The sequence below is a fragment of the Rahnella sp. RcJ3 genome (genome assembly GCF_009498575.1).
GTDB classification, from domain to species: Bacteria; Pseudomonadota; Gammaproteobacteria; order Enterobacterales; family Enterobacteriaceae; genus Rahnella; species Rahnella aceris.
Genome location: NZ_QSNX01000002.1, coordinates 348,127 through 370,914 on the forward strand (window position 1 = coordinate 348,127; position 22,788 = coordinate 370,914).

General features: G+C 52.4%; 21 protein-coding genes. 16 read left to right on the forward strand and 5 right to left on the reverse strand.

Annotated elements, in window-relative coordinates; translation table 11 throughout:
- Positions 1 to 77: 77 nt before the first annotated feature.
- The 9 genes from folC (at position 78) to hisP (ending at position 8,626) form a co-directional block, all read left to right on the forward strand.
- Positions 78 to 1,364, forward strand: a complete 1,287-nt coding sequence (gene folC, locus DXU84_RS04300; protein ID WP_013574559.1) for a bifunctional tetrahydrofolate synthase/dihydrofolate synthase — start codon at positions 78 to 80, stop codon at positions 1,362 to 1,364.
- On the forward strand, positions 1,354 to 2,127 hold the full coding sequence (gene dedD / locus DXU84_RS04305) for a cell division protein DedD (protein WP_370461719.1): 774 nt from the start codon (positions 1,354 to 1,356) through the stop codon (positions 2,125 to 2,127). The genes folC and dedD overlap by 11 nt, the downstream gene beginning before the upstream one ends.
- Before the next feature lie 347 nt (positions 2,128 to 2,474).
- Positions 2,475 to 2,966: a colicin V production protein gene (gene cvpA, locus DXU84_RS04310; protein WP_013574561.1), complete on the forward strand. Its 492-nt coding sequence runs from the start codon at positions 2,475 to 2,477 to the stop codon at positions 2,964 to 2,966.
- Positions 2,967 to 2,996: 30 nt separating this feature from the next.
- Complete coding sequence (gene purF, locus DXU84_RS04315; RefSeq protein WP_013574562.1) at positions 2,997 to 4,514, forward strand: amidophosphoribosyltransferase; 1,518 nt, start codon at positions 2,997 to 2,999, stop codon at positions 4,512 to 4,514.
- A 130-nt stretch (positions 4,515 to 4,644) separates the two neighbouring features.
- Positions 4,645 to 5,217, forward strand: a complete 573-nt coding sequence (locus DXU84_RS04320; protein ID WP_013574563.1) for a UbiX family flavin prenyltransferase — start codon at positions 4,645 to 4,647, stop codon at positions 5,215 to 5,217.
- Between the two features lie 322 nt (positions 5,218 to 5,539).
- Complete coding sequence (gene argT / locus DXU84_RS04325; RefSeq protein ID WP_013574564.1) at positions 5,540 to 6,322, forward strand: lysine/arginine/ornithine ABC transporter substrate-binding protein ArgT; 783 nt, start codon at positions 5,540 to 5,542, stop codon at positions 6,320 to 6,322.
- 106 nt (positions 6,323 to 6,428) lie between these two features.
- A complete protein-coding gene (locus DXU84_RS04330; RefSeq protein WP_013574565.1) occupies positions 6,429 to 7,115 on the forward strand; it encodes a histidine ABC transporter permease HisQ in 687 nt (228 codons plus the stop codon).
- A complete protein-coding gene (locus DXU84_RS04335) occupies positions 7,112 to 7,825 on the forward strand; it encodes an ABC transporter permease (protein ID WP_013574566.1) in 714 nt (237 codons plus the stop codon). The genes DXU84_RS04330 and DXU84_RS04335 overlap by 4 nt, the downstream gene beginning before the upstream one ends.
- A gap of 27 nt (positions 7,826 to 7,852) precedes the next feature.
- A complete protein-coding gene (gene hisP, locus DXU84_RS04340; protein ID WP_013574567.1) occupies positions 7,853 to 8,626 on the forward strand; it encodes a histidine ABC transporter ATP-binding protein HisP in 774 nt (257 codons plus the stop codon).
- 54 nt (positions 8,627 to 8,680) lie between these two features.
- Here the strand turns inward: hisP and pepT are convergent, their stop codons facing one another.
- The gene (gene pepT / locus DXU84_RS04345) at positions 8,681 to 9,913 is read right to left on the reverse strand and encodes a peptidase T (protein WP_153374931.1); all 1,233 of its coding nucleotides are present in this window, start codon (positions 9,911 to 9,913) and stop codon (positions 8,681 to 8,683) included.
- A 159-nt stretch (positions 9,914 to 10,072) separates the two neighbouring features.
- On the opposite strand from pepT, the gene DXU84_RS04350 reads away from it, so the two are divergent.
- A complete protein-coding gene (locus DXU84_RS04350) occupies positions 10,073 to 11,668 on the forward strand; it encodes an ABC transporter substrate-binding protein (protein WP_153374933.1) in 1,596 nt (531 codons plus the stop codon).
- 654 nt (positions 11,669 to 12,322) lie between these two features.
- Here the strand turns inward: DXU84_RS04350 and DXU84_RS04355 are convergent.
- Both DXU84_RS04355 and yfcG read right to left on the reverse strand, forming a co-directional pair.
- Positions 12,323 to 13,219 (reverse strand): TIGR01777 family oxidoreductase, encoded by an 897-nt coding sequence (locus DXU84_RS04355; RefSeq protein WP_013574570.1) that lies wholly within the window; start codon positions 13,217 to 13,219, stop codon positions 12,323 to 12,325.
- Positions 13,220 to 13,361: 142 nt separating this feature from the next.
- A complete protein-coding gene (gene yfcG / locus DXU84_RS04360; RefSeq protein WP_153374935.1) occupies positions 13,362 to 13,991 on the reverse strand; it encodes a GSH-dependent disulfide bond oxidoreductase in 630 nt (209 codons plus the stop codon).
- A 316-nt stretch (positions 13,992 to 14,307) separates the two neighbouring features.
- On the opposite strand from yfcG, the gene yfcD reads away from it, so the two are divergent.
- Positions 14,308 to 14,940 carry an NUDIX hydrolase YfcD gene (yfcD, locus tag DXU84_RS04365; RefSeq protein WP_112151210.1) on the forward strand — a complete coding sequence of 211 codons (633 nt, stop codon included), beginning with the start codon at positions 14,308 to 14,310 and terminating at the stop codon, positions 14,938 to 14,940.
- A gap of 38 nt (positions 14,941 to 14,978) precedes the next feature.
- Here yfcD and DXU84_RS04370 read toward each other — a convergent pair whose 3' ends face one another.
- Positions 14,979 to 15,995, reverse strand: a complete 1,017-nt coding sequence (locus DXU84_RS04370; protein WP_013574573.1) for a LacI family DNA-binding transcriptional regulator — start codon at positions 15,993 to 15,995, stop codon at positions 14,979 to 14,981.
- Positions 15,996 to 16,349: 354 nt separating this feature from the next.
- On the opposite strand from DXU84_RS04370, the gene DXU84_RS04375 reads away from it, so the two are divergent.
- From DXU84_RS04375 to DXU84_RS04395, 5 genes are all read left to right on the forward strand, one after another.
- The gene (locus DXU84_RS04375; protein ID WP_013574574.1) at positions 16,350 to 16,793 is read left to right on the forward strand and encodes a PTS sugar transporter subunit IIA; all 444 of its coding nucleotides are present in this window, start codon (positions 16,350 to 16,352) and stop codon (positions 16,791 to 16,793) included.
- A 138-nt stretch (positions 16,794 to 16,931) separates the two neighbouring features.
- Positions 16,932 to 17,213 carry a PTS sugar transporter subunit IIB gene (locus DXU84_RS04380; protein ID WP_013574575.1) on the forward strand — a complete coding sequence of 94 codons (282 nt, stop codon included), beginning with the start codon at positions 16,932 to 16,934 and terminating at the stop codon, positions 17,211 to 17,213.
- Between the two features lie 50 nt (positions 17,214 to 17,263).
- On the forward strand, positions 17,264 to 18,640 hold the full coding sequence (locus DXU84_RS04385) for a PTS ascorbate transporter subunit IIC (protein WP_013574576.1): 1,377 nt from the start codon (positions 17,264 to 17,266) through the stop codon (positions 18,638 to 18,640).
- 104 nt (positions 18,641 to 18,744) lie between these two features.
- Entirely contained in the window at positions 18,745 to 19,578 is an 834-nt protein-coding gene (locus tag DXU84_RS04390; RefSeq protein WP_013574577.1) for a transketolase, read from the forward strand.
- Positions 19,571 to 20,524, forward strand: a complete 954-nt coding sequence (locus tag DXU84_RS04395) for a transketolase family protein (RefSeq protein WP_153374937.1) — start codon at positions 19,571 to 19,573, stop codon at positions 20,522 to 20,524. Before DXU84_RS04390 ends, DXU84_RS04395 begins: the two co-directional genes overlap by 8 nt.
- Before the next feature lie 94 nt (positions 20,525 to 20,618).
- On the opposite strand, the gene pta is transcribed toward DXU84_RS04395, so the two are convergent.
- The gene (gene pta, locus DXU84_RS04400; RefSeq protein ID WP_153374992.1) at positions 20,619 to 22,763 is read right to left on the reverse strand and encodes a phosphate acetyltransferase; all 2,145 of its coding nucleotides are present in this window, start codon (positions 22,761 to 22,763) and stop codon (positions 20,619 to 20,621) included.
- Positions 22,764 to 22,788 lie beyond the last annotated feature (25 nt).

Here is a 22,788-nt window from a genome sequence, read left to right on the forward strand (position 1 = left end):
GACAAAGAGGGCATTGCCTGCTGTCACAGTCTGGTGATGTAGTGTCGAAGTGAACCTGACAAGGTTGAACGGGACTCATGCAAAATCAACTTATTCCCCAAGCCACGTCGCCTTTGGCCACGTGGCTTTATTATCTTGAACATCTCCACTCTCAGGCTATTGAGCTTGGCCTTGACCGGGTCAAAGCGGTTGCCGCCAAACTCGACTTACTGACGCCTGCGCCGCTGGTTTTCACCGTGGCCGGAACCAATGGTAAAGGCACCACCTGCGCGACGCTGGAATCCATCCTGATGGCGGCGGGTTACCGTGTGGGCGTTTACAGCTCCCCGCATCTGGTGCGCTACACTGAACGGGTCCGTATTCAGGGGGAAGAATTAGCGGAATCTGCGCATTGCGAATCTTTTGCGGGGCTGGAGGCTGGCCGTGGCGATATCTCGCTGACCTACTTTGAATACGGCACATTGTCGGCGTTGCAGCTGTTTAAACAGGCTAAGCTGGATGTGGTGATACTTGAAGTCGGGCTGGGCGGTCGTCTGGATGCGACTAATATTGTCGATGCCAGCGTGGCTGTCGTCACCAGTATTGCGCTGGATCATACCGACTGGCTGGGATCTGACCGCGAAAGTATTGGCCGCGAAAAAGCCGGTATTTTCCGCGCCGGTAAACCGGCCGTGGTTGGTGAGCCGGATATGCCACAATCCATTGCTGCGGTTGCGCAGGAAAAACATGCGGATTTACACCGCCGCGATGTGAACTGGCATTTTTCTGCGGATGCCGGACAGTGGCGCTGGGCAGCGCGGGAAGAAGGTAATGAGGTTAACGTGCTGGAAGGTTTACCGTTGCCGAATGTACCGCTGGCTAACGCCGCGACCGCGCTGGCTGCACTGCATTATTCAACACTGGATATCCCTGAAGCCGCGTTGCGCAGCGGTTTACAGCGCGCTGCTTTGCCGGGACGTTTCCAGACGGTGAGTGAATCGCCAAGGCTGATCCTGGATGTCGCGCACAATCCGCATGCGGCAGCGTATCTGGCCGGACGTCTGGCGGAACAGCCGCGAAAGGGTGGCAAAGTGCGTGCCGTCGTCGGAATGTTGAAAGACAAAGATATTGCCGGTACGCTGGCTTGCCTGTCGCCGCAGGTGGATGAATGGTATTGCGCGCCGCTGGAAGGCCCGCGCGGGGCCAGTGTCGAAGAACTGACCGTCCATCTGCCGCAGGCGCGCCAGTTTGATGATGTGGAGTCTGCCTGGAAACAGGCTATGCAGGAGGCGGCTCCTCAGGATATTGTGATTGTCTGCGGCTCGTTCCATACCGTAGCTCACGTAATGGATGCTATAGACACGGGGAAAACCAGTGGCAAGTAAGTTTCAAAATCGTCTGGTCGGGACGGTCATTCTGGTGGCACTGGGTGTCATCATTTTGCCTGGTTTACTCGACGGCAAGAAAAAGCATTACGAAGACGAATTTGCGTCTATTCCATTGGTGCCAAAACCGGGTGATGTTGAGGAACAGGACTTGGTGCCACCGGTCACGCAATCTTTGCCTGCTCAGCCGCCGGAAGGTGCCGATCAGATGATGAATGGTGAACAGGACGATACAAGTCCTGCCAATAACACCAACGCCGCCAATCATGGCAATGTGGCGCCGGGTAATACCACGATAGAAGCGCCGCCGGTCACCACACTGCCTGAGCAGAAAAAACCGGTGCAGCCTGCTCCTCAAAAACCCAAAGTGATCGAACCGAAACCGATGGTGGAAGCGAAGCCAACGGTGAAACCGAAGCCGGTCGAACAGCCAAAACCGGTTGAGCAACCGAAGGCCGTTGCTGAACAGCCAAAACCGGTTGAACAGCCGAAGGCTGCGCCGGCAGAAAAAGCGCCGACAGGGCAGTCTTATGTGGTGCAGCTTGGCGCATTGAAAAATGCCGCCAAAGCCAATGAGATTGTGGCGAATTTGCGGTTGTCTGGTTTCCGTGCTTACACAGTGCCTGCAACACCGGTACAGGGGCAGATCACGCGCCTGTACGTCGGCCCGGATGCCTCGAAGCAAAAACTCGAAGCGTCACTTCCGCAACTGCAACAGCTGAGCGGATTGGGTGGGCAGGTTCGCGCTTACTCCGCACACTGACTTTGCGCCTCCCCCTGCGAAGGGGGAGGCGGGGAGGGGGTTTAGCGGGCAACGCCAGATTCAACGTTGCCATTAATACCCCACCCCAACCCTCCCCTTCGCAGGGGAGGGAGTCGTTAAAACATAAAAAATACCACGGAGGGCACAAGCGATTTGTGCCCTTTTTCTATAAGATCCTCTGGTTGGATTTTTATAGGTTTATGCTGCGATTGAGGTTTTTTTAATCGCTATTATTAATTTGTCTGACCGGCTGATTTCCCCTACGCAAACGTTTTCTTTTTCTGTTAGAATTCGCCGCGAACTGGATGCCGGGGCAGATGTGACTGGATTAGACACTGGAATAGTTAATGGTCTGGATTGATTACGTCATTATTGCGGTTATCGGATTTTCTGCTTTAGTCAGTTTGATCCGTGGCTTTGTTCGTGAGGCTTTATCGCTGGTAACCTGGGCTTGCGCCTTTTTTGTTGCCAGCCATTATTACCCTTACCTCGCCATCTACTTCACACGTTTCGAAGATGAGTTAGTTCGAAACGGGATCGCAATTGCCATCTTGTTCATCGCGACGTTGATCGTAGGTGCAATTGTCAACTATGTGATTGGTTCACTGGTTGAAAGAACCGGGTTGTCCGGCACTGACAGGGTGTTAGGTGTGTGCTTCGGCGCACTGCGCGGGGTGTTAATTGTCTCCGCGATGCTGTTCTTCCTCGATACTTTTACCGGTTTTTCGCAAAGTGAAGACTGGAAACAATCCCAGTTGATCCCACAGTTCAGTTATATCATCAGGTGGTTCTTTGACTACCTGCAGAGCACGTCGAGTTTCTTGCCAAAACATATTTAGTTTTGGCAGCGCTGAAGAGGAAAAGACAACATGTGCGGTATTGTCGGTATCGCCGGTTTCATGCCGGTAAACCAGTCGATTTATGACGCGTTAACGGTGTTACAACACCGTGGTCAGGATGCCGCAGGCATCACCACCATCGACGCGAATAATAACTTCCGTTTACGTAAAGCGAATGGCCTGGTGAAGGATGTTTTCGAAGCCCGCCATATGCAACGCTTACAGGGCAACATGGGTATCGGCCATGTGCGCTACCCGACGGCTGGCAGTTCCAGCGCTTCAGAAGCTCAACCCTTTTACGTCAACTCTCCGTTCGGCATTACCCTTGCCCATAACGGCAACCTGACCAATGCTCACGAATTGCGCAGCAACCTGTTCGAAGGCCAGCGCCGTCATGTGAACACCACGTCCGATTCTGAGATCCTGCTCAATATCCTGGCGAGTGAACTGGATCGTTTCCAGCATTACCCGCTGGAAGCTGACAACATTTTTGCTGCGGTTGCCGCAGTGAATCTGAAAATCCGTGGTGCCTACGCGTGTGTGGCGATGATTATCGGTCATGGCATGCTGGCGTTCCGTGACCCGCACGGTATCCGTCCGCTGGTTATTGGTAAACGTACGCTGGAAGATGGCCGTAATGAGTACATGGTGGCTTCTGAGAGTGTGGCACTCGATACGCTGGGCTTTGAGTTCCTGCGCGACGTTGCGCCGGGTGAAGCGGTGTATATCACCGAAAAAGGTCAGTTGTTCACCCGTATGTGTGCCGAGAACCCGCAGTACAATCCGTGCCTGTTCGAATACGTGTATTTCGCGCGTCCGGATTCCTTCATCGATAAAATTTCCGTCTACAGCGCCCGTGTTCGTATGGGTGAAAAGCTGGGCGCGAAAATTGCCCGTGAATGGGAAGACCTGGATATTGACGTGGTGATCCCGATCCCGGAAACCTCCTGTGATATCGCGCTGGAAATCGCTCGCATCCTGGATAAACCGTACCGTCAGGGATTTGTGAAAAACCGCTATGTCGGCCGTACCTTTATCATGCCGGGCCAGCAGGAACGCCGTAAATCTGTACGCCGTAAACTGAATGCTAACCGCGCTGAATTCCGTGATAAAAACGTGTTGCTGGTGGATGACTCCATCGTGCGTGGCACCACCTCTCAACAGATTGTTGAGATGGCGCGTGAAGCCGGAGCGCGACGTGTTTATCTGGCGTCTGCGGCACCGGAAATCCGTTTCCCGAACGTGTACGGTATCGATATGCCAAGCGCGAACGAGCTGATTGCCCATGGCCGTGAAGTCAGTGAAATCAACCAGATAATTGGTGCTGATGCCTTGATCTTCCAGGATCTGAGCGACCTGATCGCCGCAGTGAAAGAAGACAATATGGATATCGAGAAATTCGAATGTTCAGTTTTCGACGGTGTTTACGTCACCAAAGACGTTGACCAGAACTATCTGGAATACCTCGAAGCCCTGCGCAATGACGACGCTCAGGCGTTGCGTGGCCAGCAGGAAGCTGAAAACCTTGAGATGCACAACGAAGGCTGATTAGCCGGTTGCTGACATCCGCATAAACGCGCCCCTCCGGTGAACACCGGGCGGGCGCGTTTTTTTATGCCTGAATTTATGTCAGTATTGGCACCACCGGGTCCGGGTTCATTTTTCTAAGGCAGTGTTCATGAAACGACTTATCGTCGGTATTTCCGGCGCCAGCGGCGCAATCTATGGTGTCAGGCTCTTGCAGGTATTGCAGAGCGTACCTGATATCGAAACACATCTGGTGATGAGCAATGCGGCCCGCCAGACGATGACACTGGAAACCGATCTCACACTACGCGACGTTCAGGCGCTGGCCGATGTGGTGCATGATTCCCGCGATATCGCGGCCAGCATTTCTTCCGGTTCTTTTAAAACTGCCGGAATGGTGATTTTGCCCTGCTCGATCAAAACGCTTTCCGGCATCGTAAACAGTTACACCGACGGTTTGCTGACCCGTGCAGCCGACGTGGTGTTGAAAGAGCGCCGCCGTCTGGTGTTGTGTGTGCGTGAAACGCCGCTGCATCTCGGCCATTTACGGCTGATGACCCAGGCCGCTGAACTGGGTGCTGTCATTATGCCGCCGGTTCCGGCGTTTTATCATCGCCCGGCCTCGGTGGAAGATATCATCGATCAGACGGTAAACCGGGTGATTGATCAGTTTGATATCGAACTGCCGGAAGACTTATTTGTTCGATGGCAGGGCAGTCGTTAAACTTTCACGTCCCAATACGCACTCATTTCGCGCACTTCAGTTACATTGCACCAACAATGATCACAATTTGATTCATTGGGGTGCAGTGTTAAACCTCCCTTCAGCTATCCTTCCCTCAGACCTTTGAAAACTTTCATTATCCCGATGCTTTTTTGACCGGTTTTCACTCTCTCGCTGCGGAAAGTCGCGATGCGGAGAAACGGCACGAAAAGTGCATGAGAAAATCTGGCAAAAAGCCATTTGCATCGTTCAGCAAACTATAAAAAGACGTTCATTCACGCACACACAACCACAACAGATGAATAATCACTGAGGCTAATGTATGAAAAAGTTGTTCAAGGTTCTCCCGCTGGTTCTGGTCTTAGCCAGTGCAGGTAGTGCATTTGCTGCCGTGCCTAAAGCAATTAATATCGGTACTGATCCGACTTACGCCCCATTTGAATCAAAAGACTCCAGCGGCAAGCTGGTTGGTTTTGATATCGACCTGGCCAACGAGATGTGCAAACGTGCAGCCATTAAATGCACTTACGTTGAAAGTGATTTTGATGCGCTGATCCCGTCCCTGAAAGCGAAAAAGATTGATGCGATTATTTCCTCATTATCCATCACTGAAAAACGCCAGCAGGAAATTGATTTCACAGAGAAACTTTACGCCGCTAACGCCCGTCTGATCGCGCCTAAAGGTTCTAAAGTTCTGCCTACTCTGGATGCGCTGAAAGGTAAAAATGTCGGTGTTCTGCAGGGTTCCACTCAGGAAGCTTATGCCAACGCGATGTGGCAGCCAAAAGGCATCAACGTAGTCGCTTACCAGAACCAGGATCTGATTTATGCGGATCTGGCTTCCGGTCGTCTTGACGCGGCATTCCAGGATGAAGTGGCAGGCAGCGAAGGCTTCCTGAAACAGGCTGCAGGTAAAGATTACGCGTTTGCTGGCCCGTCAGTTAAAGACGATAAATTCTTCGGCGTGGGCACCGGCATGGGTCTGCGTAAGACGGATACTGACCTGAAAGACGCACTGAATAAGGCATTTGACAGCATGCGTAAAGACGGGACTTACGACAAACTGGCGAAAAAATACTTCGACTTTGATGTTTACGGCGGCTGATACGCGTCGTGAGATGTGCCAAAGGGGGCGGTGTGCCGCTCCCTGCGGTTCTGACGCTGGCCGTCTTTTTGTCTGCGCAGGGATCCACTAAAGACAGGAAAAAACCATGCTGTATGGGTATTCCCAGGTAATTATCCAGGGCACGTTAGTGACACTGGAGCTGGCGATTTCGTCAGTCATTCTGGCGCTGGTGATAGGGTTAATCGGCGCGGGCGGGAAACTGTCAAAGAACCGGATCGTGTCTGGTTTTTTTGGTTGCTACACCACGCTTATTCGCGGCGTACCTGATCTGGTATTAATGTTATTGATTTTCTACGGGTTGCAGATTGCGCTTAACAGCGTCACCGAATCACTGGGATTGACGCAAATTGATATCGATCCGATGAGCGCCGGTATTATCACGCTGGGCTTTATCTACGGGGCTTATTTCACTGAGACGTTCCGTGGTGCGTTTATGGCGGTCCCGCGTGGACAAATCGAAGCTGCGACGGCTTTCGGGTTCAGCGGTTCACAGATTTTCCGACGAATTTTATTTCCGGCCATGATGCGCTTTGCACTGCCGGGTATTGCCAACAACTGGCAGGTTATTCTCAAAGCCACCGCGCTGGTGTCCTTGCTGGGTCTGAATGATGTGGTCAAAGCCACGCAACTGGCCGGGAAAGGCACGTATCAGCCGTTCTATTTTGCGATTGTGGCGGGAGTGGTTTATCTGATTTTCACCACGCTGTCGAACGGCGTGCTGGTATGGCTTGATCGCCGTTATTCGCTGGGTGTGAAGAGGGCTGATCTATGATCGAGATTTTACAACAGTACGGTATGTCTTTGCTCTACAGCGATGGCTACCGTTTTACCGGTCTGGCGATCACCCTGTGGTTACTGATCAGCTCCGTGGTGATAGGCGGATTACTGGCGGTACCGATGGCGGTGGGGCGCGTGTCTTCTAACAAATTCCTGCGTTATCCGATCTGGCTGTACACCTATATTTTCCGCGGAACGCCGCTGTATGTTCAGTTGCTGGTGTTTTATTCGGGGATGTACAGCCTGGAAATCGTGCGTGGTACCGACTTCCTCAATGCCTTCTTCCGCAGCGGGCTTAACTGTACGATTCTGGCGCTGACGCTCAACACCTGTGCCTACACCACCGAGATTTTTGCCGGTGCTATCCGCGCAGTACCGCACGGCGAAATCGAAGCGGCCAATGCCTACGGTTTCTCACGCTTTAAACTGTACACCTGCATTATTTTGCCGTCGGCATTACGTACGGCGCTGCCTGCTTACAGTAATGAAGTCATTCTGATGTTGCACTCCACCGCGCTGGCATTTACCGCCACGGTACCGGACGTGCTGAAAATAGCCCGCGACATCAACTCGGCGACGTATCAGCCGTTTTATGCTTTCGGGATTGCAGCAGTGATTTATCTTTGTGTTTCTTTTGTCCTGATCGGGCTGTTCCGCAAGGCGGAAAAACGCTGGCTGGCTCACGTAAAGCCCCAAGCTCATTAATAAGAATTATTTTTGCGGAATAACTTTATGCCAGAAAACAAATTAGCGGTTCTCGATCTCCACAAGCGCTATGGCGACCACGAAGTGCTGAAAGGTGTTTCGTTGTCGGCCAATGCGGGTGATGTGATCAGTATTATCGGTTCATCAGGTTCCGGAAAAAGTACCTTCCTGCGCTGCATTAACTTCCTCGAGAAACCAAGCGAAGGCTCGATCAGCGTTAATAATCAGGATATCCGCATGGTGCGCGACACCGACGGTCAGCTGAAAGTGTTTGATAAGAAGCAACTGCAGCTGCTGCGTACCAAACTGACGATGGTGTTCCAGCATTTCAACCTGTGGAGCCACATGACGGTGCTGGAAAACGTCATGGAAGCGCCGGTGCAGGTGCTGGGGCTGAGCAAAGCCGAAGCGCGTGAACGTGCGGTGAAATACCTCGATAAAGTGGGTATTGATGCCCGCGCACAAGGTAAATATCCGGTGAACTTGTCAGGCGGTCAGCAACAGCGTGTGTCTATTGCCCGCGCGCTGGCGATGGAACCGGAAGTGCTGCTGTTTGATGAGCCGACTTCCGCGCTGGATCCTGAACTGGTCGGCGAGGTGCTGCGTATCATGCAAAAGCTGGCGGAAGAGGGAAAAACCATGGTGGTGGTAACGCATGAGATGGAGTTTGCCCGTCATGTCTCCAGCCATGTCATCTTCCTGCATCAGGGTGTGATTGAAGAGCAGGGCGATCCTGCTGAAGTCTTTGGCAATCCGAAAAGCGCCCGTCTGCAACAGTTCCTGTCAGGTGCATTGAAGTAACAAAAACTCCCTCCCCCTTCGCAGGGGGAGGAGCAAGATAAAAAGCGAGTCGAATTAATCTTTCGCAGCCAGCAGGCACAGCTGAACGGTCAGTTCATAGGACTTCACAAACGAATTCACCGGCAGGAACTCAAACTTCGAGTGGAAATTGTGCGCGCCGGTAAAGTAGTTCGGCGTCAGTAATCCTTTGGCCGATAATGCTGCGCCGTCGGTGCCGCCACGCATCGGGATCACTTTCGGCTCCACGCCAATTTCTTTCAGGCCGGCAAAGATCAGGTCGATCGCCCGGCGATCTTCGCCGATGGCGCTGCTGATATTGCTGTAGGTATCGCTGATCTCAACTGAGACTTTTGCGGTCGGATACTGCGCGGCTATCTCTTTCGCCACATCCTGAATTTTCTGCTTACGGGCGGCAAAACTGGCGCTGTCGAAATCGCGAATAGAAGCTTTCAGTTCCGCGCCTTGCTGCGAAGCGCTCATGCCGTTGAACCAGATATAACCTTCCCGGCCTTCAGTGTTTTCAGGGGTTTCAGCGCGGTCAAAATGACTGATGAAATCCTGCGCCATCAGCAGCGGATTCACCAGCACGCCTTTGGCCGACATCGGATGCGCTGTCACGCCGGTGAAGGTAATTTCTGCCGCTGCCGCATTGAAGTTTTCATACACCACTTCGCCGAGTTCGCAGCAGTCGATGGTGTAAGCAAAATCGACATCAAAGCGGGCGAGATCCAACGCCTTGGCACCGCGCAGACCAATTTCTTCGTCAGGCACAAACGCCACCACGATATCGCCGTATTCCTGCTCAGCCGTCAGGTTTTCCAGCAATGTCATCACGACAGTGACCGCCGCTTTATTATCCGCGCCCAGCACGCTGGTACCGTCGCTGAAAATAATATCCTCACCTTTGTAAGGTAAGATTTCCGGGCGTTCCGCAGGGCGCAGCCAGATATCCAGCGCCTTGTTCAGACACACATCCTCACCGGTAAAACGCAATGTCTGCGGATGAATATCCGGGCGCAGGCCGACATCCACGGTATCGATATGCGTGATAAAACCGATACGCGGCCCCCCTTTTTTGGTGCCGGATTTGACTGCCGTCACGGTGGCATATTCATCGATCTGAATATTTTCCAGACCCAGCTGATGCAGTTCTTCAGCCAGCAACCGCGCCATGTCGTGCTGGCCCGGCGTGCTCGGTAAGGTCGTCGCGCTGGCATCACTTTGTGATGTCACGGAGAGATAGCGGTAGAAGCGTTCGGTAAGCTGTGTTGCGATTGTTGTCGACATCTTAACCTCTGAATGTGCGCAAATATTGTTCCCTGTTATAAGATTTTCATATATAACAAAGTATTACTACGTGTTATTCAGATGTTAATCTGTTTTTGCTTTAGGTTCCACGATGAAGAAGATCTAAACACTCTCCGGACAGGGAAAATAGGGAAAAGAATGAAACACAACATCTTAAAAATAAGCACAGGTTTACTGGCGTTAACCATCACCAGCGGCGTTTGTGCTAAAACGCTGGTTTACTGCTCCGAAGGCTCGCCTGAGCAATTCAACCCGCAACTTTATACATCGGGCACTTCCGTGGATGCCAGCGCTGCGCCAATTTATAACCGTCTGGTGGATTTCAAAATCGGTACTACAGAACTGGTGCCGAGTCTGGCGGAAAGCTGGGAGGTCAGCGCAGACGGTAAAACCTATACCTTCCACCTGCGTAAAGGCGTGAAATTCCAGAGCAGCAAGTTGTTCAAACCCACCCGCGACTTCAACGCTGACGACGTGATCTTCTCGTTCATGCGCCAGAAAGACGAGAATAACCCTTATCATAAAATTTCCGGCGGCACTTACCTTAACTTCGACAGCCTGAAAATGGGCGATCTTATCGGCAGCATTGATAAGGTGGATGATTACACGGTGCGCTTTAACCTGACACGTCCCGAAGCGCCGTTCGTGGCCGATCTGGCGTGGTATTTTGCTTCCATCCTCTCGGCGGAATATGCCGATCAGATGCTTAAAGCCGGTACACCGGAAAAATTGGATCAGGATCCGATTGGGACCGGGCCGTTTGAGCTGGTGCAGTACCAGAAAGATACGCGCCTGCTGTACAAAGCGTTCCCGGACTACTGGCAGGGCAAATCCAAAATTGACCGTCTGGTGTATACCATTACGCCTGACGCCTCAATGCGGCTCGCCAAACTCGAGAAAAACGAATGCCAGGTGATGCCGTTCCCGAATCCGGCTGATCTGGATCGTATGCGCGCCAATAAAGACATCAACCTGATGAGCAAGGCTGGCCTGAACACGGGTTTCCTGTCGTTCAATACGCAGAAAGCGCCGCTGGATAATGTGAAAGTGCGTCAGGCGCTGACCATGGCTATTAACAAACCACAGATCATTGAAGCGGTGTTCCACGGTACGGGAACCGTCGCGAAAACGCTGCTGCCGACGGGGGTCTGGAGTTACAACGACAAACTGGTGGATTACGATTACTCACCGGAGAAAGCCAAAGCTCTTCTGACCGAAGCCGGGATGCCGAACGGTTTTGATATCGATTTATGGGCGATGCCGGTACAGCGTCCGTATAACCCGAACGCCCGGCGTATGGCGGAAATGATCCAGGCGGACTGGGCAAAAATTGGCGTGAAAGCGCATATCGTCAGTTACGAATGGGGTGAATACCAGACCCGTATCCGTAACGGCGAACATATGGCAGCGCTGATGGGCTGGACAACGGCGAACGGTGACCCGGATAACTTCTTTGGTCCGCTGTTTACCTGTAATGCCGCGAAGGGCGGTTCGAACTCAGCGAAATGGTGTTACGCGCCGTTTGACCAGTTGATCACCGAAGCGAAAGAAACCACCGATCATGCGAAACGCGTGGCGCTTTACGAGCAGGCCCAGCAGATGATGCACGATCAGGCACCGGCGGTGATGATCGCCCACTCGACCATTTTCGAACCGGTACGCAAAGAAGTGAGCGGTTATGAAGTGGACCCGTTTGGGAAACATGTGTTTTATCAGGTGGATGTGAAGGAGTAGAACCTGAGGGGGGGAAATTGAATTGTGAAAGTTTCGGTTTCTCAATAACAGTTCTCACACGAGATATTTCGCCGAAACCGAGCAGAGGGGAAAGGCTTTTCCCCTCTGCACTCCCCTCGCTTTTTCACTGCGCGCTGTCGCTGGAACGAAGGACATGTTCTGATCGTTCTGAGTGTGGCGCAAAATGTCATCGCTCCGCGATTCCCTCATTTCAGGCTTCGAGCCATAGGTCTCGAACCGTTCATTCGGTGCCATTTTTGAGCACGCCAATCAACATTTCTAAAAGATAAAACCTCTCTGTTTTTGAATTTAAGAACGTGCGGGCGATTCAGAAATCTTGCTGAACGGAGCGGCCTGAAGACCAAGGCTTCAGGACCGAGAGAAGGCACCGCGCAGCGGCAAGATTTCCAGCCTGTCGCAGTGATAGCTGAAACATAGCCAGCGAGCGAAGCGCTTGTTGAAAAAGCGAGGAGGAATCCAAAGGAGGAAAAGCACTTTCCTCCTTTGGGCGGTTTCGGTGCAGAAAGTTAAGTAATCTCAGTTATTGAGAAACCGAAACATCCCCCCGATCAGTTTTTAAAAAGCGCCAGTACCGCGCCATTGTACCTATGAGACCCCAATCTGGTTGAGCAGGGTGAAGGGCTGCAAGACCCTTCATCCCAGCAAATCCTCCAGCGTTTCCTTTAACTCCTGATGCTTAAAAATAAACCCTGCTGCTTCCAGCCGGCGCGGCACTGCCCGCTGACCACCCAGCACTAATACAGCTGATTCGCCCATCAGCAAGCGCACCACAGGCGCGGGTGCCCGCATAAACGCCGGGCGGTGCAATACTTCGCCGAGCAGGGCACTGAATTGCTCGTTGCGCGCCGGATACGGCGACACCATATTGAACGGGCCGGAAAGTGTTTCGTGTTCCAGCAAGAACAGAATCCCGTCAATCATGTCGTTGATGTGGATCCATGGCATGTATTGCTGACCATCACCGAGCGGGCCACCGAGACCGGCGCGGTAGGGCAGAACTATTTTGGCCAGCGCACCGCCTTTTTCAGCCAGTACGATGCCGGTGCGCAGCAAACAAACACGCGTCGCCGCGCTTTGTGCTGACATCGCCAGTGCTTCCCAGCGGGCACACAATTGCCAGGTAAACTGCTTGTTAGGCGGCTCATCTTCAGGCACCAGAGCCTGGCCCTGATCGCCGTAATAGCCGACCGCCGAACCGGAGATAAACACGGCAGGGGGCTTTTCACTGGCGTTAATCAGCGTTGCCAGCTTTTCTGTCAGCTTCCAGCGGCTCTCGCATAACAACGCTTTGTGTTCTTTGGTCCAGCGTTTGTCGGCAATGGGTTCACCGGCAAGGTTAATTACGGCATCGAAACCGTCGAGCGAGGTTTTTCCTTCCAGCGTTTCCCAGACGGAAACCTGCGACCCGAGTATTTTCGCCGCGCGTTCAGGGGCACGGCTCAGGGCGGTGATCTGATGAGATTGCTCAAGAAGCCGTTCGGTCAATTTTCTTCCGATGAGGCCGGTGGCGCCGGTAATCAAGATCTTCATATCGGGATCCTTAACTGTCTGAATACGCGGATGAACTGTCTTTAATCATAGATGAGTCATCGCAATTAACTCGCGATATGGAGCACAGTTAAGGGTTTTTTATTCTGAGATATTCAGAACGCCTCCGGCAGGCTGAAGGGGCTTACTGAACCTGCGCCAGCGCGTAGGCTTTTTGTGTCGCCGGGCGGCTTTTAACCCGTTCGAACCAGTTGCGTACGGCAGGGTATCCAGCCAGATCAATACGCTGGCGTTCATGAGCCGCGACCCACGGATAAGTGGCCATGTCGGCGATACTGTAATTCTCCCCGGCGATATAGACATTTTTCTCTAACTGGCGGTTCAGCACGCCATACAGACGCTGAGTTTCCTGTAAATAACGCTCAATGGCGTAAGGCACCGGCTGCGGCGCATAATGCGTAAAGTGGTGGTTCTGACCCAGCATCGGGCCAAATCCGGCAACCTGCCAGGTCAGCCATTCCAGTGTCACTGTGCGCTCACGCAACTCTTTGCTGAGAAATTTTCCGGTTTTTTCTGCCAGATATTGCAAAATTGCGCCAGACTCAAAAATACTGACCGGTGTGCCGCCGTCAACGGGCTGACTGTCGACAATGGCCGGGATTTTGTTGTTGGGTGAAATGGCGAGGAATTCAGGTTTGAATTGCTCCCCTGCGCTGATATCAATACGGTGGAGCCGGTATTGCAGGCCACTCTCTTCAAGAAAAAGAGAAACTTTATGGCCATTCGGTGTTGGTGCGTAATAAAGATCGATCATATTGCCTCCTGCGTTGTTTTAATCACTCTCCGCGAATGGCGGGGCGGGATGCGCTAATGTGGAACGGGTAATCACAAGCTTCTTATCCGATTGAGTAGGGTATCATAATGCAGATGTTTAGAAGTCTATGTCGGACTTGTCTGATGGCGAACTTTGCGGGGTAACATAGCTTTTAGGTTGCATCAACGCATCCATAGCTATTGAAGCCACCCAGCAGACCCAGATAGAATCTCCGGACATTATCGACGTGTTGCAAAATCACAGCGCACAGACTTATTGCGCACAGACCAGCGCTTAAAAGAGAAGGTTCCAGCGGATGTCAGAACAAGAGCAAAACATCAGTACGGATGAGTGGGTTGATATCGTCAACGAAGACAACGAGGTCATTGCCCAGGCCAGCCGACAACAAATGCGTGCTCAGGTCCTGCGTCATCGTGCCAGCTATATTGTGGTTCATGATGGAATGGGGAATATTTTGGTTCAGCGTCGGACTGAAACCAAAGATTTCTATCCGGGCTGGCTCGATGCAACGGCCGGTGGTGTGGTGCAAAGCGGTGAAAATATACTTGATTCAGCTCGCCGTGAAGCCGAGGAAGAGCTGGGTATTGCCGGTGTGCCGTTTGCAGAGCACGGTCAGTTCTACTTTGAAGAAGAGAACAAATGTCGCGTATGGGGAGCATTGTTTAGCTGTGTATCCCATGGCCCGTTTGCCCTGCAGGAAGAAGAAATTGATGCCGTCCGCTGGATGACACCGGAAGAAATCACTGCGCGTTGTGATGAATTTACGCCGGACTCCCTGAAAGCACTTTCTCTGTGGATGACGCGAAACAATGAGAAAGAACACGGTAAGCCGCTGACCCGTGAAGCCGTAGCCCCTGTGGCGGATGCGTCTGTCCCGGGTAATAAAGAAAACGATGAAGAAGAATCGTCAGCGAAAGATGATATCTGAATCACATCACGGGCGAACGCATATCGCCCGTTCTCTTTTTAGCAACTCTCCCGCTTGCACAACGACGAAGCGATCGTCACTTCTTCCCATTCCTCGTCATTAATCCTCGCCAGCAATGCCTGGGCGGCGCGCACCCCGATTTCTTTATGCGGAATAGCAATAGTGGTCAGCGGCGGCTGGCATACTTTACTGACATCGGCATTGCCGAAGCCGACCACGGCAAGTTCATCTGGCACTTTGATGCGTCTGCGCTGGCATTCATACAGTGCGCCACAGGCGAGATCGTCGGAAACACACACCAGCGCGTCAATTTCCGGCCAGGCAAGCAGGAACTCCGGCAGTTGCTGAGCGCCGGTGGAAAAGCTGGCAGGCTCGGCGGCGTTTATCACCCGGTGCGGGGACATGTGCGCTTTCAACATGGCCTTACGCCAACCCTGAAGGTGCTGCTGGAAAATCCACTGTTCCTGATTGGCACACAGCATGCCAATATTCTGATATCCCTTCGCCACCACCGTCTGGGTCAACTGAAACATCGCCTCGACATAATCAATGCCGATATTCATGTCGATTGGCGAATTGGTCAGCGCACCGATTTCCAGCACCGGGATGGTCAGGTTATCCAGCCATTGACGTACATTGGCGGAGTGTTCAACGGACAGTAAAATCGCCGCCGCCAGATTGTAGGAAAGCAGCGTTTCCAGCAGTTTTTCTTCCCGCTCAATACGATGTTGAGATTCCGCCAGCATGATCTGATAACCGGCCGGTTGCAGCACTTTCTGTAGCCCGGCAAACATCTCGGCGCAGCCCGCTTCGGAAAGGCTCGGTACAATCATCGCAATGGTATTTGAGGAGGCGGAAGCCAGGGAACTGGCGGCCTGGTTGGGCAGATATCCCAGCTGACTGACCGCTTCTTCGATCTTCTCCCGTAGCTTATCGGAGACCTGTTCGGGTGTGCGCAGCGCACGGGAAACAGTCATGCTGCCCACGCCCGCCAGTTGCGCGACATCAGCCAGCGTCACTCTTCCGGTACTGCGTCTTTTCTTGTTAATGGACATTCACGATCCTGACCTTAACTGCGCATCTTGCGCAAAATGTATACCCACAGGTATAGCGAAAAAAGCGGGCCGCAGCAGGACCGGTAAATCGGGAACCACGGCAGAATTCGGTAAATTATCGGCAATTTCCCGACAAAGTATACCGTTATTTATGCGATCCACGGGACGGCGATACCGCTGTGTGATTATTTTTGATAGCGCTATCACAGATCTCAATGATAGAAGTTTGGTAGCGCTATCTTTGAGATCTGTATCACAGATGTTAACGCTACCGCTGAAGTAGAGTCTGGATCGTTGGTGCGGTCTGGGGGAAATTTGACCGGCCATCTTTAAAAATAAAAACGGAGCATCACTATGCTGAATGATTGGCTGACATCTGAACGAATTCAGATCAGAACGGATATCACGGACTGGCGGCAGGCAGTGGAAGTGAGCGCTGAGCCACTGCTGAAAGAAGGGACAATTACCCCGGATTACCTGACGGCTATTTTTGCTCAACGGGAAAAACTGGGGCCGTATTTTGTTCTGGCGCCGGGCATTGCGATGCCACACGCCAGACCAGAAGAAGGGGCGAACGGGTTGGGACTCTCGTTGCTGACGCTGCCGCACGGCGTGGCGTTTAATTCAGAGGATAACGATCCGGTGTATACCGTGGTGATGTTATCGGCAGCAGATAAGCACAGCCATATTGAACTGATTTCTGAACTGGCAGAATTATTTTCCAGTGAAGAAGATATGCAGAAAATACATCAGGCAAAAACCATCAGAGAAATTCAGGACGTTATATCCCGCTATTAATTTGACTTAATATTGTAAAGGGAGTGCGACTTAAATCTAAGGGTATTCTGACCATTCATATGCATTAACATGTGCAGATGGAGTACGGTTCTACATATTTTAATCGTTTAAAAAACAGATAAAGGACAAGTGAATAATATGAAAATCATGGCGATTTGTGGTTCCGGTTTAGGCAGCAGCTTTATGGTTGAAATGAACATCAAGAAAGTCCTGAAGAAACTCAATATTCAGGCAGATGTTCAGCACTCCGATTTGTCCTCAGCCATTCCGGGTGAAGCCGACCTGTTCGTGATGGCAAAGGACATCGCTGCCAGTGCCAGCATTCCTGAAAACCAGTTAGTGGTGATTACCAACATCATTGATATTAATGAACTTGAAACAAAACTGATTGCTCACTTTGAAAAACATCCAGTGTCCTGACCGGCACTGAATAACCCTACAAATAAAACAAATAGACAAACGAGGTGGATATGTTTATCCAGGAAACGCTCAAGTTTGTGGTCGATATATTAAAAGTGCCTTCCATACTGGTGGGGCTCATCGCATTAATCGGTCTGGTGGCACAAAAGAAAAACTTTTCTGATGTGGTGAAAGGCACGGTTAAAACAATACTTGGCTTTTTAGTATTGGGCGGTGGTGCAACAGTATTAGTTGGCTCATTAAATCCTTTAGGCGGTATGTTTGAACACGCCTTTAATATCCAGGGTATTATTCCTAATAACGAAGCGATTGTTTCCATCGCGCTGGAGAAATTCGGTGCACCGACAGCGTTAATTATGGCGTTTGGTATGGTGGCAAACCTGATCGTGGCCCGTTTCACCCGTCTTAAATATGTGTTTCTGACCGGTCATCACACGTTTTATATGGCCTGTATGATCAGCGTTATTCTGACGGTGGCCGGTTTTGAAGGTGTTTCACTGGTGTTCACCGGTTCCCTGACGCTGGGCCTTATCATGGCGTTCTTCCCGGCGCTGGCGCAACGTTACATGCGTAAAATTACCGGCAGCGACGACGTGGCATTTGGTCATTTCGGCACCATTGGTTACGTCTTATCGGGCTGGATCGGCAGTAAAGTTGGCAAAGGTTCACGTTCTACGGAAGAAATGAATCTGCCGAAAAACCTCAGTTTCCTGCGCGACAGTTCCATCTCAATCTCACTCACCATGATTATTATTTATCTGATTATGGCGGTGTTCGCGGGTCAGGTCTTTGTTGAGGCGACCTACAGTGCAGGCCAGAACTACCTGGTGTACGCCATCATCATGGCAATTACCTTTGCGGCGGGTGTGTTCATCATTTTGCAGGGTGTGCGTCTGATCCTGGCGGAAATCGTTCCGGCATTCGTCGGCTTCTCCGAGAAACTGGTGCCTAATGCCCGTCCGGCGCTGGATTGTCCGGTGGTGTATCCGTACGCGCCGAATGCGGTGCTGATCGGTTTCCTGTTCAGCTTCCTTGGCGGTCTGGTGGGACTGTTCCTGTTAGGGCAAATGCATCTGGTGCTGATCCTGCCGGGCGTGGTGCCACACTTCTTCACTGGTGCGACGGCAGGTGTGTTCGGTAATGCGACCGGCGGGCGTCGCGGGGCAATGATCGGTGCGTTTGCCAACGGCGTGCTGATTACCTTCCTGCCGGTTCTGCTGTTGCCAGTACTGGGCGCGCTGGGCTTTGCGAATGCCACCTTCTCTGATGCGGACTTCGGCGTTATCGGCATTCTGCTGGGTAATCTGGCTCGCTTTATGTCGAAGGAAGGCATCATGGCGCTGATTGTCGGTATCTTCGCGGTACTGGTTGCCTGGAACTATCTCGGCAAAAAACCGGCGGCTGAGAAAGAAATCACTGAAAAGTAATTCCCTGCACCACTACGTTTTTTAACTCCATCCGGGAAACACTGTCCTGCCTGTTAGAAATAACAGGCCAGGATAAGTGCTCATTAAAATAAGGACCAATGAAGATGAAAGATGTCCAGGAGGTTCGTGATCTGGCCCGCCATATCCGTATCGAGACGCTAAAAATGCTGACCGGTTTAGGATTCGGGCACTATGGCGGCAGCATGTCCGTGGTGGAAACGCTGGCCGTGTTGTATGGCGATGTGATGCGCATCGACCCGAAAAAACCAGACTGGCAGGAGCGGGATTATTTCGTGCTGTCCAAAGGCCATGCTGGTCCGGCGTTGTATGCCACGCTGGCACTGAAAGGTTATTTCCCGGTCAGCGAATTACACACACTCAACCAGAATGGCACAAAGCTGCCGAGCCATCCGGACCGGCTGCGGACCACCGGCGTGGATGCCACCACCGGCTCGCTGGGACAAGGCGTTTCCATTGCGGCGGGCATGGCACTTTCGCATAAGCTGGCTGGTCGCAGCAACCGCGTCTTCTGCATTCTTGGCGACGGTGAGTTGAACGAGGGCCAGTGCTGGGAAGCCTTCCAGTTTATTGCGCACCACAATCTGCATAACCTGACACTGTTCATCGATTACAACAAACAGCAACTCGATGGCACGCTGGATGAAGTGATTAAGCCATTCGATCTGGCCGGAAAATTCAGTGCGTTCGGGTTTGATGTAGAGACCATTAAAGGCGATGACATTGTGGCTATCAGCGAGGCGGTCACGCCGGTTCGTCACGCCGAGCAGCGTCCTCTGGTGGTGATCCTCGACAGCATCAAAGGGCAGGGCGTGAAGTATCTCGAGCAACTGGCGAACTCACATCACCTGCGTTTAACGCCGGATGTGAAACTGGAAATCGAAAACGCTATCGCTGAGCTGGAGGCCACTCATGTTTGAAGTTTCTCTTGAATTGCAAAAAGACGCAGTAGAAATGCGTAAAGTTTACGCCAGCACTGTGCGCGAAAAAATTGTAGAGAATACGCCGATTATCGCGCTGGAAGCCGATCTGATGAGCTCGATGGCGATGGACGGCGTACACAAAAATCATCCTGATCACGTGATTAACTGCGGCATCATGGAAGCGAATGTCATCGGTGTTGCCGCCGGGCTTTCGCTGACCGGTCGCGTGCCGTTTGTGCATACTTTTACCGCCTTTGCCAGCCGCCGCTGTTTCGATCAGCTGTTTATGTCGCTGGATTACCAGAAGAATAACGTCAAGATCATTGCGTCAGATGCGGGCGTCAGCGCCTGTCATAACGGCGGCACGCATATGTCGTTCGAAGATATGGGTATTGTGCGCGGGCTGGCGAGTTCGGTGGTGATGGAAGTCACCGACGCCGTGATGTTCCGCAATATTTTGCTGCAACTGATGGATTTAAAAGGTTTCTACTGGGTGCGTACCATTCGCAAACAGGCTACGCAGGTTTACAAGGAAGGTTCGACGTTTACCATCGGCAAGGCCAATGTGCTGCGTGATGGCACAGACGTGACGCTGATTGCTAACGGGATTATGGTGGCGGAAGCGCTGAGAGCGGCGCAAATGCTGGAACGCGAAGGGGTCAGTGCGGCAGTCATCGACATGTTTACCCTCAAGCCGATTGATAAAGATGTCATCATCAAATACGCCACGAAAACCGGCAAAATTGTGACCTGTGAAAACCACAGTATTCATAACGGACTGGGATCGGCGGTGGCGGAAGTGCTGGTGGAAAACCAGCCGGTGCCGATGCGCCGGGTTGGTGTCAAAGAGCGTTACGGACAGGTGGGCACCCAGGAGTTTTTACAGCAGGAATATGGCCTGACGGCTGAACATATTCTGGAAGCAGCAAAAACACTGCTCTGAATCTTTATCGATCAGCCATGAAGCGATCCGCAAAAAAGACCAAAAAAAACGCCGGACTCAAAAAGCCCGGCGTCTTGCGTTCAGAGGGTTTGGCTTATTTGGCCGCAACCGCTGCTTCTGCCTGAGCAGACTGAATCGCAGTCAGTGCAACGGTGTAGACGATATCGTCAACCAGTGCGCCACGCGACAGGTCATTAACCGGTTTACGCATACCCTGCAGCATCGGCCCGATAGAGACCAGATCCGCAGAACGTTGTACCGCTTTGTACGTGGTGTTACCGGTATTCAGGTCAGGGAAGATGAACACGGTCGCTTTACCCGCAACCGGCGAGTTTGGCGCTTTAGATTGTGCAACATCAGCCATGATCGCAGCATCATATTGCAGCGGGCCATCGATGATGAGATCCGGACGTTTTTCCTGGGCCAGACGGGTCGCTTCACGCACTTTCTCAACGTCGCTACCTGCGCCGGAGTTACCGGTTGAGTAGGAGATCATGGCAACGCGGGGTTCGATACCGAAGGCTGCAGCGGAGTCCGCAGACTGGATCGCGATTTCAGACAGCTGTTCAGCAGTAGGATCCGGGTTGATCGCACAGTCGCCATACACCAGAACCTGATCAGGCAGCAGCATGAAGAACACAGAGGAAACCAGTGAGCTGCCCGGCGCAGTTTTGATCAACTGTAACGGCGGGCGGATGGTGTTTGCGGTGGTGTGAACAGCACCGGAAACCAGACCGTCAACGTTACCTTGTTCCAGCATCAGGGTGCCGAGAACCACGTTGTCTTCCAGTTGTTCGCGCGCAACCACTTCGGTCATACCCTTGCTTTTACGCAGTTCAACCAGACGCGCCACGTATTCTTCACGGACAGCCACCGGATCAACGATTTCGATGCCTTTACCCAGCGTCACGCCCTGAGCTGCTGCAACGCGTTTGATCTCGTCAGGGTTACCCAACAGAACACATTCCGCGATACCACGTTCAGCACAAAGCGCTGCCGCTTTCACAGTGCGTGGCTCGTCGCCTTCCGGCAGAACGATACGTTTACCGGCTTTACGGGCCAGTTCGGTCAGCTGATAGCGGAATGCCGGAGGTGACAGACGGCGTGAACGTTCAGAGTGTGCGCTCAGGGAGTTGATCCAGTCAGCATTGATGTGAGAAGCCACGTACTGTTGCAGTTTCTCTACGCGCTGATGGTCATCTGCAGGCACTTCCAGATTGAAGCTTTGCAGGCTCAGGGAAGTCTGCCAGGTATTGGTTTCTACCATGAAGACTGGCAGGCCTGTCTGGAATGCACGTTCGCACAGGCTGTTGATGCGGGCGTCGATTTCGTAGCCACCGGTCAGCAGGATAGCGCCGATTTCCACGCCATTCATGGCTGCCAGACAGGCTGAAACCAGCACGTCAGGACGGTCAGCGGAGGTCACCAGCAGGGAGCCGGGACGGAAATGCTCCAGCATATGCGGAATGCTGCGTGCGCAGAAAGTGACGGATTTCACGCGGCGGGTTTTGACGTCGCCTTCGTTGATGATACGTGCGTTCAGGTGCTTAGCCATGTCGATTGCGCGGGTGGCAATCAGCTCGAAGCTCCACGGAATGCAGCCCAGAACCGGCAGCGGGCTGTTAGCGAACAGCTGAGTCGGGTCGATATTTGCCACGCTGGCTTTGGTGGAATCATCAAAGATTTCAGACAGGTCAGGACGTGTACGCCCCTGCTCGTCAACCGGTGCATTCAGTTTGTTAATGATTACGCCGGTGATATTTTTGTTTTTGCTGCCACCGAAGCTGGAACGGGCCAGTTCGATACGTTCTTTGAGCTGCGCAGGAGAATCATTACCCAGCGCCAGAACGAAGACGATTTCTGCGTTCAGGGTTTTGGCAATTTCGTAGTTCAGCGCATTGGCGAACTGGTGTTTGCGGGTAGGCACTAAACCTTCAACCAGCACCACTTCGGCATCTTTGGTGTTTTCGTGATAACGCGCGATGATTTCTTCCATCAGCACGTCTTGCTGGTTTGAGCTCAGCAAGGTTTCAACGTGGCTCATTTTCAGCGGTTCGGCTGCAGTCACGGTGGAGTTAGCGCGAATAATGGTCGTGGTTTGGTCAGGAGCATCTCCGCCAGTACGCGGCTGGGCGATAGGTTTGAAGATACTCAGGCTGACGCCTTTTTGTTCCATGGCACGGATCACACCCAGGCTGACACTGGTCAGACCGACACTGGTGCCTGTAGGGATCAACATAATTGTACGGGACACGGCTAAACCT

What these genes read in the sequence shown, in the direction of transcription:
- folC (WP_013574559.1), top strand. Translation starts at nt 78, where the DNA reads ATGCAAAATCAACTTATTCCCCAAGCCACGTCGCCTTTGGCCACGTGG.
- cvpA (WP_013574561.1), top strand. Translation starts at nt 2,475, where the DNA reads ATGGTCTGGATTGATTACGTCATTATTGCGGTTATCGGATTTTCTGCT.
- purF (WP_013574562.1), top strand. Translation starts at nt 2,997, where the DNA reads ATGTGCGGTATTGTCGGTATCGCCGGTTTCATGCCGGTAAACCAGTCG.
- DXU84_RS04320 (WP_013574563.1), top strand. Translation starts at nt 4,645, where the DNA reads ATGAAACGACTTATCGTCGGTATTTCCGGCGCCAGCGGCGCAATCTAT.
- argT (WP_013574564.1), top strand. Translation starts at nt 5,540, where the DNA reads ATGAAAAAGTTGTTCAAGGTTCTCCCGCTGGTTCTGGTCTTAGCCAGT.
- DXU84_RS04330 (WP_013574565.1), top strand. Translation starts at nt 6,429, where the DNA reads ATGCTGTATGGGTATTCCCAGGTAATTATCCAGGGCACGTTAGTGACA.
- DXU84_RS04335 (WP_013574566.1), top strand. Translation starts at nt 7,112, where the DNA reads ATGATCGAGATTTTACAACAGTACGGTATGTCTTTGCTCTACAGCGAT.
- hisP (WP_013574567.1), top strand. Translation starts at nt 7,853, where the DNA reads ATGCCAGAAAACAAATTAGCGGTTCTCGATCTCCACAAGCGCTATGGC.
- pepT (WP_153374931.1), bottom strand. Translation starts at nt 9,913, where the DNA reads ATGTCGACAACAATCGCAACACAGCTTACCGAACGCTTCTACCGCTAT.
- DXU84_RS04350 (WP_153374933.1), top strand. Translation starts at nt 10,073, where the DNA reads ATGAAACACAACATCTTAAAAATAAGCACAGGTTTACTGGCGTTAACC.
- DXU84_RS04355 (WP_013574570.1), bottom strand. Translation starts at nt 13,219, where the DNA reads ATGAAGATCTTGATTACCGGCGCCACCGGCCTCATCGGAAGAAAATTG.
- yfcG (WP_153374935.1), bottom strand. Translation starts at nt 13,991, where the DNA reads ATGATCGATCTTTATTACGCACCAACACCGAATGGCCATAAAGTTTCT.
- yfcD (WP_112151210.1), top strand. Translation starts at nt 14,308, where the DNA reads ATGTCAGAACAAGAGCAAAACATCAGTACGGATGAGTGGGTTGATATC.
- DXU84_RS04370 (WP_013574573.1), bottom strand. Translation starts at nt 15,995, where the DNA reads ATGTCCATTAACAAGAAAAGACGCAGTACCGGAAGAGTGACGCTGGCT.
- DXU84_RS04375 (WP_013574574.1), top strand. Translation starts at nt 16,350, where the DNA reads ATGCTGAATGATTGGCTGACATCTGAACGAATTCAGATCAGAACGGAT.
- DXU84_RS04380 (WP_013574575.1), top strand. Translation starts at nt 16,932, where the DNA reads ATGAAAATCATGGCGATTTGTGGTTCCGGTTTAGGCAGCAGCTTTATG.
- DXU84_RS04385 (WP_013574576.1), top strand. Translation starts at nt 17,264, where the DNA reads ATGTTTATCCAGGAAACGCTCAAGTTTGTGGTCGATATATTAAAAGTG.
- DXU84_RS04390 (WP_013574577.1), top strand. Translation starts at nt 18,745, where the DNA reads ATGAAAGATGTCCAGGAGGTTCGTGATCTGGCCCGCCATATCCGTATC.
- DXU84_RS04395 (WP_153374937.1), top strand. Translation starts at nt 19,571, where the DNA reads ATGTTTGAAGTTTCTCTTGAATTGCAAAAAGACGCAGTAGAAATGCGT.
- pta (WP_153374992.1), bottom strand. Translation starts at nt 22,763, where the DNA reads ATGTTGATCCCTACAGGCACCAGTGTCGGTCTGACCAGTGTCAGCCTG.